The 14,302-nt window shown below is 38.8% G+C and carries 18 protein-coding genes; 7 read left to right on the top strand and 11 right to left on the bottom strand.

Annotation, left to right across the window (positions count from 1 at the left end; all coding sequences use genetic code 11):
* Nucleotides 1-192: 192 nt before the first annotated feature.
* Together LGO15_RS13530 and LGO15_RS13535 are read left to right on the top strand one after the other, a co-directional pair.
* On the top strand, nt 193-609 hold the full coding sequence (locus LGO15_RS13530; RefSeq protein WP_167832649.1) for a hypothetical protein: 417 nt from the start codon (nt 193-195) through the stop codon (nt 607-609).
* A 28-nt stretch (nt 610-637) separates the two neighbouring features.
* Entirely contained in the window at nt 638-1,099 is a 462-nt protein-coding gene (locus LGO15_RS13535) for a hypothetical protein (RefSeq protein ID WP_226085024.1), read from the top strand.
* Nucleotides 1,100-1,217: 118 nt separating this feature from the next.
* Here the strand turns inward: LGO15_RS13535 and LGO15_RS13540 are convergent, their stop codons facing one another.
* Nucleotides 1,218-1,931: a nucleotidyltransferase domain-containing protein gene (locus LGO15_RS13540; RefSeq protein ID WP_226085025.1), complete on the bottom strand. Its 714-nt coding sequence runs from the start codon at nt 1,929-1,931 to the stop codon at nt 1,218-1,220.
* 138 nt (nt 1,932-2,069) lie between these two features.
* Here LGO15_RS13540 and LGO15_RS13545 point away from each other — a divergent pair, with 138 nt between their 5' ends.
* Nucleotides 2,070-2,579 (top strand): SH3 domain-containing protein, encoded by a 510-nt coding sequence (locus LGO15_RS13545; RefSeq protein ID WP_226085026.1) that lies wholly within the window; start codon nt 2,070-2,072, stop codon nt 2,577-2,579.
* 208 nt (nt 2,580-2,787) lie between these two features.
* On the opposite strand, the gene LGO15_RS13550 is transcribed toward LGO15_RS13545, so the two are convergent.
* Nucleotides 2,788-3,270, bottom strand: coding sequence for a PaaI family thioesterase (locus LGO15_RS13550; RefSeq protein WP_226085027.1), 483 nt, complete (start codon nt 3,268-3,270; stop codon nt 2,788-2,790).
* Nucleotides 3,271-3,447: 177 nt separating this feature from the next.
* Here LGO15_RS13550 and LGO15_RS13555 point away from each other — a divergent pair, with 177 nt between their 5' ends.
* Nucleotides 3,448-4,365, top strand: coding sequence for an aldo/keto reductase (locus tag LGO15_RS13555; RefSeq protein WP_226085028.1), 918 nt, complete (start codon nt 3,448-3,450; stop codon nt 4,363-4,365).
* 56 nt (nt 4,366-4,421) lie between these two features.
* Here LGO15_RS13555 and LGO15_RS13560 read toward each other — a convergent pair whose 3' ends face one another.
* Entirely contained in the window at nt 4,422-5,027 is a 606-nt protein-coding gene (locus LGO15_RS13560; protein ID WP_226085029.1) for a methyltransferase, read from the bottom strand.
* Between the two features lie 86 nt (nt 5,028-5,113).
* On the bottom strand, nt 5,114-5,482 hold the full coding sequence (locus tag LGO15_RS13565; RefSeq protein WP_226085030.1) for a MazG nucleotide pyrophosphohydrolase domain-containing protein: 369 nt from the start codon (nt 5,480-5,482) through the stop codon (nt 5,114-5,116).
* 86 nt (nt 5,483-5,568) lie between these two features.
* Here LGO15_RS13565 and LGO15_RS13570 point away from each other — a divergent pair, with 86 nt between their 5' ends.
* Nucleotides 5,569-6,909, top strand: a complete 1,341-nt coding sequence (locus tag LGO15_RS13570; RefSeq protein WP_226085031.1) for an FAD-dependent oxidoreductase — start codon at nt 5,569-5,571, stop codon at nt 6,907-6,909.
* Between the two features lie 340 nt (nt 6,910-7,249).
* The gene (locus LGO15_RS13575; RefSeq protein WP_167832641.1) at nt 7,250-7,615 is read left to right on the top strand and encodes a cyclic-phosphate processing receiver domain-containing protein; all 366 of its coding nucleotides are present in this window, start codon (nt 7,250-7,252) and stop codon (nt 7,613-7,615) included.
* A 105-nt stretch (nt 7,616-7,720) separates the two neighbouring features.
* On the opposite strand, the gene LGO15_RS13580 is transcribed toward LGO15_RS13575, so the two are convergent.
* Nucleotides 7,721-8,413 (bottom strand): aspartate/glutamate racemase family protein, encoded by a 693-nt coding sequence (locus LGO15_RS13580; protein ID WP_226085032.1) that lies wholly within the window; start codon nt 8,411-8,413, stop codon nt 7,721-7,723.
* A gap of 148 nt (nt 8,414-8,561) precedes the next feature.
* On the opposite strand from LGO15_RS13580, the gene LGO15_RS13585 reads away from it, so the two are divergent.
* Complete coding sequence (locus LGO15_RS13585) at nt 8,562-10,070, top strand: HD-GYP domain-containing protein (RefSeq protein WP_226085033.1); 1,509 nt, start codon at nt 8,562-8,564, stop codon at nt 10,068-10,070.
* A 75-nt stretch (nt 10,071-10,145) separates the two neighbouring features.
* Here LGO15_RS13585 and LGO15_RS13590 read toward each other — a convergent pair whose 3' ends face one another.
* The 6 genes from LGO15_RS13590 to LGO15_RS13615 all read right to left on the bottom strand — a co-directional run bounded on the left by LGO15_RS13590 (nt 10,146) and on the right by LGO15_RS13615 (nt 14,287).
* Complete coding sequence (locus LGO15_RS13590) at nt 10,146-10,745, bottom strand: alpha/beta hydrolase (protein WP_226087892.1); 600 nt, start codon at nt 10,743-10,745, stop codon at nt 10,146-10,148.
* A gap of 185 nt (nt 10,746-10,930) precedes the next feature.
* Entirely contained in the window at nt 10,931-11,299 is a 369-nt protein-coding gene (locus LGO15_RS13595; protein WP_226085034.1) for a YbaN family protein, read from the bottom strand.
* Nucleotides 11,300-11,996: 697 nt separating this feature from the next.
* Complete coding sequence (locus tag LGO15_RS13600; protein WP_226085035.1) at nt 11,997-12,680, bottom strand: Na-translocating system protein MpsC family protein; 684 nt, start codon at nt 12,678-12,680, stop codon at nt 11,997-11,999.
* 270 nt (nt 12,681-12,950) lie between these two features.
* Nucleotides 12,951-13,271, bottom strand: coding sequence for an MGMT family protein (locus LGO15_RS13605; protein ID WP_226085036.1), 321 nt, complete (start codon nt 13,269-13,271; stop codon nt 12,951-12,953).
* A gap of 69 nt (nt 13,272-13,340) precedes the next feature.
* On the bottom strand, nt 13,341-13,946 hold the full coding sequence (locus tag LGO15_RS13610) for a CBO0543 family protein (RefSeq protein WP_226085037.1): 606 nt from the start codon (nt 13,944-13,946) through the stop codon (nt 13,341-13,343).
* A gap of 53 nt (nt 13,947-13,999) precedes the next feature.
* The gene (locus LGO15_RS13615) at nt 14,000-14,287 is read right to left on the bottom strand and encodes a hypothetical protein (protein ID WP_226085038.1); all 288 of its coding nucleotides are present in this window, start codon (nt 14,285-14,287) and stop codon (nt 14,000-14,002) included.
* Between the last annotated feature and the right edge of the window lie 15 nt (nt 14,288-14,302).

The following is a 14,302-nucleotide window of genomic DNA, read 5'->3' on the forward strand; positions in this document are numbered from 1 at the left end:
CAGCCTTTGATTCATTCCAAACCTGGAAATAGCCAAAGTAAATATACATACACCATAATATAAGATTGTTTATATGGTCAAGTTCCCTAACAGGGCATCTAGGCAAATATCATAAATGTCTTTATAATTGGTTAAATATTCAAACACCTCATCTTTCATTATGAATACATTGAACAGTAGAGGTGATGTGTCATGCCAGAATGGATTGTGATTTTTTACCCAATTAATTTCTTGTCCGCATATGTACTATATATATTTCTTTACAATCGAAGAAAGCGAATTGGCTATCATTTAGGAATGAACATAACCATGGTCACCAGTGGCGGTTTGGCTCTTGGGACCGGGATTGTTTTTATTAATCTATATCCTTTTTACTTTTTGGAAGCGACGTTATTTTCAGTGATAATCGGTTGTCTTTCTGGGATTTTATTTGGGAATCTCTTTGACTATCAAACCTTATTGACTGGATTTATCACTGGCTTGATGATGGGGATCATGGCTCCTATGGTAGGAGCTGCGGCGTTAGAAGGAGTTATGTTTTTAATCATGATTGAGGTTTTCATCATCAGCTGTTTTTGCTTAGCAGCCTCCTCAGCTTACAAAACTTAAGTTAGTAAAATTGGGGTGCGTTTATCGTATGAACATATTCTTGATATCCGTTACATTCATTAATTTCTTCGCAGGAGCATGGCTATATTTAAGGCTTCGAAAGTCGAGACTGCTTTTTAGTGACAGGTTCGGATATACAGCCTCCTATTTTACTAGCAGCATAGTGGGACTAGTGGCTTCGCTGAACCTCACATTACTTTTTCCAGCGCAATTTGAAATTGTCGGAGTGCTTAACATATTGCTTGGTATCACGATAGGTTATTTATTTGGCTCATTGTTAAATGAACAATCCTTGATTGCAGGAATATATAACGGCGGCACAAGTGCAATCATGGGAACCATGCTTGGCGCGGTAATGAAAAAGCCGGCCATTTGCGGTCTACCTGAGAATATTGCTTCCGAGCAGGAAATGTTCATCTTCTTTATCCTTTTCAGCCTCTGTATACAGGGAATAGCAGCTTTATTGCTTTTATTTTCATTCAAGGCATGAATGAGGTTTAAGTAAGTATAACTGTTACCATTTAATAAACTTAGATGGCACACAAAAAAGTGAAATTCGGCAGGAACAGATAAAGCAGCCTAGAATATACAGGCTGCTTTTACTTACTTTACTTTATAGAAAAGCCGTCAAATAGCCTTCCCCCGAAGGGTTCTAAAATCAGTTCGGCCAATTCTGTGACCTTATTTTTATTACCAGTACCGTAATAATTGGAAAAAGCTTCTACAAATTGTTCAGTGAATACAGGGTCATAACGATTTAATTCCCTCACCACCCATTTTGATTTGCCGACCCATCGCTTGTTAGTCCTTAACACAAATTCATGAAGCTGTTCAGCGAGAGTACCTGCAATGAAGATTGCCTCTGCCCTGTTATCAGATCCAATGAAATCATCAAGCGTATCAGTTATGAAATATCTTTTAAACTCAATCTCTTTGTCGGTCCACTCCTCCGGTCCTATTTCAATGATCCTCTTTGCTTCTTCGATGATCCGTGGCAGAAAATCACTTTCCCTAATAACCATTCCTTCAGCAACCATTCTCGGTAAGCTTGGTCTCGCCCTTTTAATATCACTCTCAAAGAAAAGCTTGTAGGAGTTTAAACTATGGACAAACACCTCGATTGGCCAGCCATAGGCAATTAATGACTCTCTGTATGCTGATGGGACCTTCTGATCGAATATCACGATATCCAAATCAGAGGTAACAGTGTCTTCTCCCCTTGTTACACTTCCCGCTAACAACGCAGCGTCACAGTCAGGAAAACGTTCTTTAACGAACATTTCCGCTGTTACAAAGGGGGAAAATCTAGTTTTCTTGTTCATAGGCAATCCCTCGTTTCCTATACATAAAGTCATTATTGACTAAACCACATGAATTGTCGACAAAATTACGAATGTTTTATATGAAAGCCAAAGTGGTATCCTAAAATATAAAAAATACGGTTCCAGGAGGATATACTTATGTCGCTACCATTGAATAAATTAATTATCCCTGCCAGTTTGGCAATCATGCTCATCTCTGGCTGCAACAGCAATGAAGCAGAACAGGGAGTGAAAGAAATAGAAGAAGAAACAAAGAATGCCGCTGAGGCGACAGAAGAGAAATCAAAAGAAGTAGTCGATAAAGTGAAGGAAGAGGCTCCGGGAATCATCCAGAACATGAAAGATACGTATAAAGAAAGCGAAGAAGAAGTTAAAGACAATACTCTTCAAGCCGGAGATATGGCAATTGTACAAAAAGATGCCTACCTCGCACTAACACCGGAAGCATACGACGAGCTCTATCAATTAATTGAGATAAATGATGTAGACGGAGTAGACACGATCGTCCAGGATCATAAAGTGGAGGAGGTCAAACAAGGCAGTGAAGTAGAAATCCTGGAAAGAGAAATTAGACGAACAAAAGTGAAAATGAAAGATTCCGGACAGGAAGGATATCTCCCGACAACTATGCTTGAACCTATTCAATAGAAAATACACAGCCATTGACCTTATGGAGACACATTTTCGCGCGTGAGCTGAAAAATGCGGTATCCATCGGCCATATGGAGTCACAAAAAAGCGCTGGAACAATAAAATGCAGCATCCATTTTGTGGTTGACATGATTATCCATAATAAAAAGGCTACTCAAAAAGCCGAATATATATTTGACTTTTTGAGTAAGCCTCTTTTTTTGTCCTATTTAGATGTAAAAGTATCTGGCATCACAACTGCGATGACTTCTCCTTTAGCGCACAATGTTTGCCCAGCATACACTTCTGTTTCGACTCGATATTTTTTTGGATGGATTTCATGTACGGTTCCTATTGCCTTTAATGCAGTTCCTTGAGGTGTCGGCTTCATGAAATCGACATGCAAGGATGCTGTTACGAATCTAGGTGGTTCTGCCCCGTCACCAGGTTCAAATCCATTTTTGCGATGAAGGTATAAAGCTGCTGACCCAGTGCCATGGCAATCTACAAACGAGCCAATCACTCCCCCATATACAAACCCTGGCATTGCCATATGTTCTTTTTTAGGATTGTAGATGGATACGGTTTTCACCCCGTCCCAACCGGTCCGGAAATGGTGTCCGTGCTCATTCATCCTCCCGCATCCGTAACACCACGCAAAATCCTCTGGGTATTCATCCTGGATGGCTTTCAATACTTTTTCTTCCATCGGGTTCCCCCCTTGTCAATTGGTTGATCTATATTAATTTCTTGATTCAAGCTTGAATTCCTCTAAAATCAGCCATTTTCCTTGGATGATGTATATGATCATTGTATATGTGCAACATATTTTTCTTCAAAACAGCCAAATGATAAGATTGATGTAAATTATTTTAGGAGTGATGAAATGAAATACAGACGCTTAGGGAAAACCAACCTTGATATATCTGTAGTCGGAATTGGGACTTGGCAGTATGGCGGTGAGTGGGGAAAGGATTTTGGACAATATGAAGTTGATGCCATCCTGGACAAAGCAAATGAGAAAGGGATCAACTTCCTCGATACAGCTGAATGCTATGGAGATCACTTATCCGAAAGTCTTATTGGAGATTACCTGAGCCGTGGAAAGCGGGAGAACTGGATTGTGGCAACAAAATTCGGTCATCATTTCCATGGTAATTTTGAAAGGACCCGACACTGGAGTGCAAATGAAGTACTGAAACAGCTTGATGCTTCGCTAAAAGCTCTAAAAACAGACTACATAGATTTGTATCAGGCTCACTCATGTACAGACGAAGAATTCAACAACGACGAATTATGGACAATGCTTGATAAACAATTGGAGAAAGGAAAAATCCGCAGCCTCGGAATATCACTTCGATCGAATGAAGAAAGCTACCAAACGGATCGCGCTTCTGACGTACACGCAGGTGCCATCCAGGTCGTATACAACCGCCTTGACAGGAAGCCGGAAGAACAGATCTTCCCTTCTAGCCAAAATCAAAATCTTGGGGTACTTGCCAGGGTTCCGCTGGCTAGTGGATATTTAAGCGGAAAATACAAACCAGGTGCGACCTTCAACGCTGATGATGTCCGCTCAAAACATGACAGCGAAGAAACAGCCATCCTGCTCAAGCAGGTAGAAGAAATCCAACAAAACGAGGTTCCTGAAGGTGTGCCTATGGCCACGTGGGCATTATCCTGGGTCTTGAAACACCCTGCAGTAACTGCTGTCATTCCAGGCTGCAAGTCACCAGAACAGGTGGACCTCAATGCGAAAGCAGCAATGCTGGCTGATGATCAACATCCTCAGAGTGTTAAATAATTGAATTTTGCCCCGGCATATTGCTGGGGCATCTTTATTCAGATGAATTAATAGCTCTACTTATACGATTTCAATCTATAGACTAAGAATCTTTCATTCGGGTTATTTTCAGGTAACTTCACTTCATTGATCAATTCAAATGGTGTTTGCGTCTCTAAATAAAAGATATAGTCTTCTGATGGATAATATAGAATCACATCGATATCCCTTTGATCTTCCTCAAAAGAGATTAGGATATTGTTTAACACTTTCATCAAAATTTGAACGGTAAAAGGATTAAAGAAATAAAACTTGTTTTCTTCTGGTGAAATTTCATATTCCTCCGCCAAAACGCAATAAAAATGAATTTTATCCGCCCTGTAACGATGGTTCTTTAAGTAATTCTGTTTGTTTTCTAGGGCTTCCATATAGAACGCTTTATTCATTTCAATTCCGGCAACATGGCAATTGAAGAGATCATTCAGGTAAAAGTTCATACGTCCTTTCCCACACCCAAAGTCGACTACATGATCATCATGTGCAAGTTTATAATCATTGAAAAATTTTTCTAACGCACTATATGGTGTGGGTTCATACCGATGGTAATGCAATGAAGTCATGAATCCTTTTTGGTCACCTGTTGTTTTTACATTCAGCAATTTGTCCCATTGATGTTCATTCATAAGCTTGAGCTCCATTCTTAAAGCATCCGCGAAAAAGTTATACTCACATTTTCTTTAAAACAGCCTGCCGCCATAAATAGCTTTCATTAAAGATCTTTGTTTTTCCGCTCTCTAACTTCCTTCATTTTTTCATAAAAGCTGTCTTCCAAATCTATATCAAAGTAGTTATAAAATTTCAATAGATACGCGAGGCAATCAGCCAGCTCCTTACCAATATCATTTTTGATGCTCTCTTTCGCAGCGACGAACGCCTCTTCTTCCCCCATTCCCTCCTTCACCTTCATTTGTGTGAAATTAAAAGCATTCCTCAACTCCTCCGCAACTTCTGCTACCTCAGTAGTCAGAAGTAAATAGTTATTCAATAATGACTCTCTGCTTTTAGCATAGTTTTCTTTATTGATTTCCCAGCCCATTTCTTTTTGATATTCCTTTGTATATGCTTGTAACTCTTTCAATTCGACACCTCTTCCGGTAAAATTATCCTGTTGTCGTTATGGCATTCTTACTATCATTTTAACTTAATATATCAACATGAGGGGAAATGGCGCAAAAGATGAACTCGGAAAAAATGAAAAGAAATAGAGCAGTAGTAGCAGGAGGCAGCATTGCAGGCATGCTTGCTGCAAGGGTCCTGTCTGAGTTTTTCAATGAAGTATTAGTAATAGAAAAAGATAAAAGCGCTGAACTGGGCATGAACAGGAAAGGCGTTCCGCAGAGTGTCCATGGCCATGTCTTATTGAAAAGTGGTGAAGAGATCCTTGAGGAGTTTTTCCCTGGAATCATTGAGGAATTGTCCGAAAAAGGAGCGAAAAAATCTGATTTTGCTGGAGATCTCGTTTGGTCACACCACGGAAGTGAGAAGATTCGATTTGCTTCAAATGTGTTCATTAGTCAGCAAAGTCGTCCATTACTTGAAAGACAAATTCTGATGAGGCTGGAAAAGATGTCAAATATTCATTTTCGATTCGGCTGCAAAGTTAAGAGTCTACTAATTAATAGGAATGAAATTGATAGAGTGGTATTCGAGGATGAAGAAGGATTAATAATCGAACTCCCAGCAGATTTAATAATCGATGCTTCTGGGGCTGCGGCACTCCATAACCAATGGCTAAGGGAGTCAGGATACCAAACTCCTTCCAAAACAGAAGTTAAGGTGGATTTATTTTATGGCAGTATGGTCTATAAAGGATTCTCTTCTGGATCAACGGATTGGCACAGTCTTCTCGCTTATCCTAATCCTCCAGAGACTAATCGCGGCGGGACGATTTCCCCTATTGAAGGGAATCGTATGTTGGTAACCCTGATTGGCTATGGTACCAAGGATGTCCCTAATGATGCAGACAGTTTTATGCGATATGCAAAAACACTTGAACACCCTGATTTATATGAGGTGATAAAAAATGAATTACCATACTCGCAGAAAGTTGAGGTCTATCGGTTCCCTGCCCTTCGCCGTTACCATATAGAGAAACTTAAAGATTTTCCTTCTGGCTTGCTCGTGATGGGTGATGCTATTTGTCGGATCGATCCTGTTTTCGCACAGGGAATGAGCCTTGCTGCAATGGAAGCTAAGGCATTGAAGGAGCTATTAATGAAGGAGACAACCAAGAAACAGTTAACAAAAAGCTACCATAAAAAGGTCGGAAATATCCTTCAAATCCCCTGGCTAATTGCCTTAACAGAAGACTTTCGGTTCCGAACGACCAAAGGAAGAAAGCCAATAGGTCTTTCGATGTTACAATGGTTCGTAAAGAAAGTCGTGGCGGCAAGCACTCATAATGAGGATGTTTACACTCAGTTCATCCAGGTTCTGCATCTAAAAAAGCATCCAATATACCTTGCGAGACCCGATATTCTTGCTAAAGTATTTAAGAATTCTTAGTTAACATAATGGCCCCCCGAATGTAAGATTCGGGGATCCCCCACTTCTCTCTGAAATAAGTGGGTCGATACTATTGAGATCACTCAAAATTTGCATGCCTTTTTAAATACTCCGTTTTTCAAACATGTACTTGTTTCACATTTTAAACAATGAACACTGTGAAGGGTATTGGATTAAATAAAATGACATCAATAAAGTGGCCTACTGCCATCTTTAGAAGGATTTCCCAATAAGTATTGGTATTTTTATGTTAAAAAGTGTGTTAGGCTTGAGGGAATGATAAATATCTAGGGCTATTCGACTTTTCTTAGTCACCCCCTTATGGGAAGGAGATCGAGAAATGAAAGAAATCAGTGTTTTCCTAGATGACTACCGCAAGGCTCCCGAAGGCTATGTTTTAGCAGAAACAATAGATGAATGTCTCATTCTCTTGAAAAACTATGAAATCGACCACCTGTCTTTAGATCATGACCTTGCAAGCCATACCAGAAATGGATTGATGCTTGTAAAAATAATGGTCGAGAAACAGCTGTATGCCAATCGAATCACGATTCATTCTGCAAACTCGGTAGGCGGGAAAGCTATGTATAAATGTTTCAAGCAAGCCCAGAATGACTACCTTATGCCTCAGTCTATAAATATTCTTTTGCGTCCCCTGCCCCTGCACTCCTTTACTTCACGGATGCTGTCTATATATAAAAAATAGTCAGCTTTTAAGTTCCCACATTCCCTTGCTGAAAAGGTTTAGTACCCATTTCTGTTATCTGGTATCAAGATGAAAAATGGACCAGAACCTCTGGCCCATTTTTCCCTAGGTATTGAGTGCCTTTTCCACTACTCCATTAGCATGTATTACGGTTGTATCAAATAGAGGAATAACTGCATCTTCTTGCTTAATCAACAGTCCGATTTCTGTACATCCCAGAATGATGCCTTCTGCCCCTTCAGCAGCAAGGCCTTCAATAATACTTTTAAAGTTTTCTCTTGAGGAGGGCTGGATAGATCCAAGGCACAATTCATCGAAAATCGTTTTATTGATTAAGTTCCGATCTTTTTCGTCTGGAATTATAACCTCGATATTTTCTGTTTGGATTCTTGATTTGAAGAAATCCTGTTCCATCGTATACTTAGTTCCAAGCAAACCGACTTTTTTAATTCCCATCTTTTTGATTTGTGCTGCAGTCTCATCTGCTATGTGAACAATTGGCAGGCTTGTCTTCTGGCAAATTTGGTCAATCACCTTATGCATTGTATTGGTGCAAATCACGATGAAATCAGCTCCTGCTTTTTCCAGTGAAATAGCCGCTTCACCTAAAATCTGCCCTGCTTCATGCCATCTGCCTTCTGATTGGCATCTTTCTATATCATTAAAATCAACACTAAATAAAATGATTTTTGCAGAATGCAATCCTCCAAGCTGCCGTTTTACTCCCTCATTGACTATCCGGTAATATTCAGCAGATGACTCCCAGCTCATACCACCAATCATTCCAATCGTCTTCATAATGATCTCTCCTTTGATTTCATACTATATATTACTACAAGTTCCATAAACGTAATGAATAAGCCTTCAAAAATGCGGTTTTTTCTTTACAGACATATAGGAATAGTTAATAATTAACAAAACACTTCATTTATTAAGGAGAAATTGTTTGGAATCATTTATGAATTTTAGGAAACAACTTTTACATAATTACATCTTTGGCTCAAGCTTAGCAGTTTTAGGAGTAGGAGGAATTTTTATTTTCTTCACACTATCTCTTTCTGCATTTGAATTTTTTGTCCTGGCTGCTATTTTAACAATTTCTTTCTTTTCCATGATCATTATTGAGTACTTTGCTTTTTCAAAGGATATTAAGCCCATCTTGAAAGTTTATGAAGAAGGTTGCTTAAATTTGAACTCTTTGCATCATGCCTTTGCCAGGCTGCACAGTTTTCCCACTCTGACTTTTAAAAGGATAATGGGCCCGCATTTAATCGGCTTATCAGCTCCCGCAGTGATTCTAGCAACATACTTTATCCATTTGGAATTGTTGAGTATTCCCTATTCTTTTGTGCTTTTTGCAATGATTGGAGCAATCCTGGTAGCCGGGATGCATGGTATAATTGAATTTTTCCTAACAATAAAGGCAATACAGCCATTGCTCAAAGAGCTATCCAATATAGCAGATCAACATTTCAGCGAGTCTCTATCTCTGGAAGGTAAAAGAATAATCTCGATTAAGCGAAAATTCCAATTAAGTTTTCTTTATATAACCGTTTTTCCAATTTTATTATTCGGTCTTGCGACTCAAGTAAAGCTCGATATAGTGCGAGAATCGATTCAAAATTATTGGAGCTGGGCTGGCTTCATAATCCTTATAGGTCTTGCTTTCGCTTATTATGGTTCAAAATTACTATTTTTGGATGTAAACCAACCTATAGTCCAACTGCAAAACTCCATGAAAAATGTTCAGGAAGGGAACCTAACGGCAAAAACCGACGAATTATACTCCGATGAATTCGCAGGCTTAGTTAGTGGCTTCAATCACATGGTTGATGCCATCAATATTCGGGAACAACAAAACCAAATGATGTTCGAGAGTTTGCTCGAGAGTTTGTCGGCAGCATTAGATGCTCGTGATCCTTATACTGCGGGACATTCCGGAAGAGTAGCAGCTTATTCATTCCAAATCGGAGAAAAGTATGGATTATCGGTACATGAACTTTCATTGTTAAAAAAATCAGCGATCTTGCACGATATTGGCAAGATTGGCATCACGGATAAAATCTTGCAAAAAGACGGAAAACTCACAGATGAGGAATTTGCCGAGATTAAAAAACATCCCTTAGTTGGTGCGAATATAGTTCAGCAAGTACAAGGGGTTACAGACATGGACGTAGTTATTGAAGGCATAATGTATCATCACGAACGTTATGACGGCCGTGGGTATCCATTGGGAATATCAGGAACTGCCATACCTCTATTTGGGAGAATCATTGCAGTGGCAGATGCGTTTGATGCCATGACTTCCAACAGACCTTATCGGAATGGAATGTTGTTTGATAAAGCACTAACAATAATTGAACAAGGTAAGGGTTCTCAATGGGATCCAGAGTTTGCAAGCATCTTTGTAGAATTGATGAAAGAACCAATGAAAGCAAAAAAGGTGACCTCCTAAAAGAACAGCAGAAGCCTTAGTGAAATAACGCCAAAGAGCAATGTTTTCACATTGCTCTTCTTTATTTATGAACTCTTAAAACCTGCGTACATACCATTCGCGTGCAGCTTCCACCTCATTTAGGGTCAATTGATGCCCGCTGTTCTCCCAATGCATTTCTATATGAGCATTAGCTTTAAGCAATAGTGACTTCAATTCCTCTGACTCGGCTGCAGGACAAATCGGGTCGTTCTTCCCGGCAGCTAAGAACACTTCTGTACCGGAAAGTTCCGGCAGGTCAATCCCTCTTCTAGGAACCATTGGATGGTGGAGGATTGCTCCTTTGAGGGCATTCTTGTAGTGGAAAAGTAAGCTAGCGGCGATATTGGCGCCATTCGAATAACCAACTGCAACAATGTTGCTACGGTCAAGTTCATATTTTTCCGAGGCATCATCTAAGAACTCATGTAGTTCTTGAGTACGGAAGACCAAGTCCTCTTCATCAAAGACACCCTCAGCAAGCCTCCTGAAAAAACGAGGCATTCCATTTTCAAGGATGTTCCCTCGCACACTCAATACAGTCGCTTCCTGGTCAATCATATTCGCCAATGGAAGGAGATCGTTTTCATTTCCCCCTGTACCATGCAGCAGCAATAATGTTGGTTTCGATGAATCTGTTCCTTTTTTTTTAAATATGTTTCATTTTAAGTCTCCTTCCTTTTCAAAGATATCTTTACCCCTGGTTTATCGTTATATATCTCGAATTCAAGATAATTGTATAAATTATAGTTCCTTCTGTCAAGGAAGTACCTGTTGAATGGAGATAGAAATAGTCAAATTGGTTGAATGAAACAGGATAAAATGGAGCAGTAGCTGCCATCTCAAATAGTATCAAAGGATAGTATATAGGCGCTGACTGTAACAGCAACAATGATGAGGGCGGCTGCAAGCCATAATTCAATGTCAAAAAACAAAATGGTCCCCGTGATTGAGATCCACATTAAGCTCAGGCTAAGCACCTTATTTTTAAGGGTTATTCCGTTTTTCTCACGGAAGTCCTTAATGTACCTGCCTAACCATTTATTCTTGATTAATTTTTGGTACAATTCATCTGAAGCCTTCACATAACAGGCTGCACCCAGCAGGATCAGCGGGGTGGTCGGTAAGAGAGGAACAACAATCCCAATCACTCCCAGGGCTATTGAAAGTGTCCCTATGATGATCAACAAAGCTTTTAGAGCGAAATTCACCTTTTATCCCTCCTGAATCTTTTTCTGTGATTTCTTCACGAACATGTTAGTACCATAACTAGTAAATTTTAAATCTTCACTTTAAGAGACAATGACAAAATTATCCTATAACACCTGCATGAATTCAATACCTTTACCGGCAAAAAACTAAAAAGCTGCTCCCTTAGGAACAGCTTTTTAGTTAAGAGTTATAGAATGTCTAGTATAATAGTGGCTATATCTATAGAAAAATTCCACTTGAGCCTCTTGGCTCCCGACAGTGAAAATATAAATGGTTTTTGTTGGTTTCGACTGTTTTAAATAAGAAATACCTTGCTCCAATGCATATTCCTCTAGATACGTCTCAAGCTCCTTCTTCTTGATTGTATTAGGAGATTCCGATATCGACTGTTGTTTTTCCAATACAAAAGTATCAATGCATGAAACTAAATCTTGTCTGCTTATGTTCATTATAGTATATAATCATTCCTTTACAGTTAAAAAATCCATATTTGACAATAAAAAAAGTCAGAAAAGGATTATATATTCATTTCATCCTTTTCTGACTTATGATTTGGTTCTATGCCCATTCATTGCTATCAGAATTAATGTATTTAATTGTTAAAGATTTTTCAATTAAGCAAGGTTAAGAGTTTTAACCTTTACCCTTATTAGTATAGTAACATCTTGAAATGGATTATTCAAGAGGTACTTCACTTTATGGCTTCAAGATAAATAATGTAAAGCTCTTATCCTCATCAAAGTTCCAGTCAACAAAGTAATCAATAACCTTAGCGTCTAAATAGGTTTCATAGGAATTTAGATGTTTATTTATTACTTTCTTTTCAAGCTTCCTCTTAGCAATCTTCAAGGTTTCTGAGAAACCTAAATGAATGAATTCTTTTTCCAGGCTGATCAATATGCCTTGACGGACAACAATCAGTGTCCGCTCGTTAAGCAGCTTTGAATAAGTGCTTTCAGGAGTTTTTTGAATCTCCTTACTTAGCTCAATTGTTTTTTGCTCAATAAGCTGTTTATTGACGTATGATTGGGAATTCAGAAGCTGGTCTTGTTCAAAGATGAATAAGAACATTCCAGATTTTTCGTCTAGGTTCCAGTCATAGTAAAATTCCTTTATTTTATCTTTTGTGTTCGATTCAATATAGGACTTGATTTCCTCTTCGAGCGTTCCCACCATCAAGTCTCTTGTTTTTTGGACATAGACGCTTTGTTGGTTAGAGAGGAGAGTGTTCTCCATCGGGGATAAAAAGTTGGTAACATAAATTGATACAAAAGGACTCGAGATTGTGCAAAACACGTTACCGGGGCCGCGTCCAAAATTCTCTCTTAACAACCTTCCTATATATCCGCTTATTTCTTTTTCGAGCAATGAAACTTCCATAATATACCTCGCAATGCAATTTACTCCTCTAATACTATTCCCCCATCCAGGAGTGCAAAAACCCTCAACACATTGTATATAATTTAAGAATATATTGCAGATTTATGTATTATTCTTGTAGTTTTGTCTTTAAAAGCTTTTTTCAAAAGCGTTGTCATCCTCAATCGAGCTTGAAAAAAAGTGACCTTGCTCTTACTGGAAAAAGGCCTGGCTAAACGTTCCCCATTCATCCCTTATCCCAATATTGATAGGGCCACTTTCCTATATCCATTAATAAAATTCGGTTTCCCCCTGCCACAAATACTCCTTAAGCGGCAAAGATCTTTCTGTGTTGAATTTAATTCCTTCTGATTCCAGCAAAAATTTCTGGGTATTGAATGATTCTTCATCTCGAAGGCCGATTTCACCTTTTGAATTGATCACTCTATGCCATGGAAGGTTGTATTTATCTGACATGGAATGAAGTATTCGGACAACCTGCCTTGCGGACCTTGGGCTTCCTGCACTCTTTGCTATCTGGCCATATGTCATTACCTTTCCAACCGGGATTGCTTGAATAATTCGAATGACTTTAATGGTAAAGTCCGTCATATTTCCACTTCCTTTTCTACCAACAATATAACATAAAAATCCCTGGCCTTAGGCGAGGGATTTTCAAGTTTAAGTTGAATAGGATTTGAATTTTTTAATGATGACCCAGCACATGATCCCTATTAACCAGTAAATCGGAAAAGAATAAATATGTTTCCAGGTAATTTCTTTATAGATGTCGAGATACACCATGAATGGTTCTGCTATAAAAGCCAGGAAAAGGGATAATACACCTGTTGCAACAAAAAACTTTTTGAATGACATGCTGAATGCTTGATAAACGAACATAAAAGGAATGATGACAACTCCCACATCATATGGATATAACTGCGGATTTAAATATGGAGTGAGCCTGACTGGATATGTCCAAACCATTGCGTTGCTTCCGATAGAATCAAGGAAGATGGCTGTTACTCCATAGAACAAGCCGAACGCTGTATTTTCAATCAGCCTCGTTTTATCGACCCGCACCCACCAGATTATAGCCGGGACAATGGATAGAACCACCAAAAACCACCATTTATAAGTCAGGAAGTTATTCTCATGCCAGTACGTCCTTAATACCTTATGGTACTTGGCTTCCGCTTCTAATAGTTCCTGAAGTGATATGGAGCTTAGAATCAGCAGATGTTCATTCAATTGGTATCCAATTGCACCCAAAATTGAAAAAAGCACAAAATCACACCCTTTGTATATAGAGTGTGATTTTTGCTACTTAATATGTAAAATCAAGTAAGTTTTTGATGTTTTATTTCTTTATATTTCGTGATGAGCTGATCCGGCTTTGCATTAGTAAAGAAGGAATACACCCCTCTTGTCGTATGAAGATAAAGGAATCCTGTCATGCCTGACATTTTCTTGAATGTAATATCCAAAATATCACGCAAATAAAAAACGTCAGAAGCTGTGGTAATCCTGTCATTATACATTTGCATCAATTGTTCGTACTCTTCATAAACTTGTTCATTATCTTCAATTCTTCGATCCACTTTCAAGTATCTATGTGAACAAAGCATACACAGCTTCCTCCC

It is taken from the genome of Mesobacillus sp. S13 (genome assembly GCF_020422885.1).
Lineage (GTDB): Bacteria > Bacillota > Bacilli > Bacillales > Cytobacillaceae > Mesobacillus > Mesobacillus selenatarsenatis_A.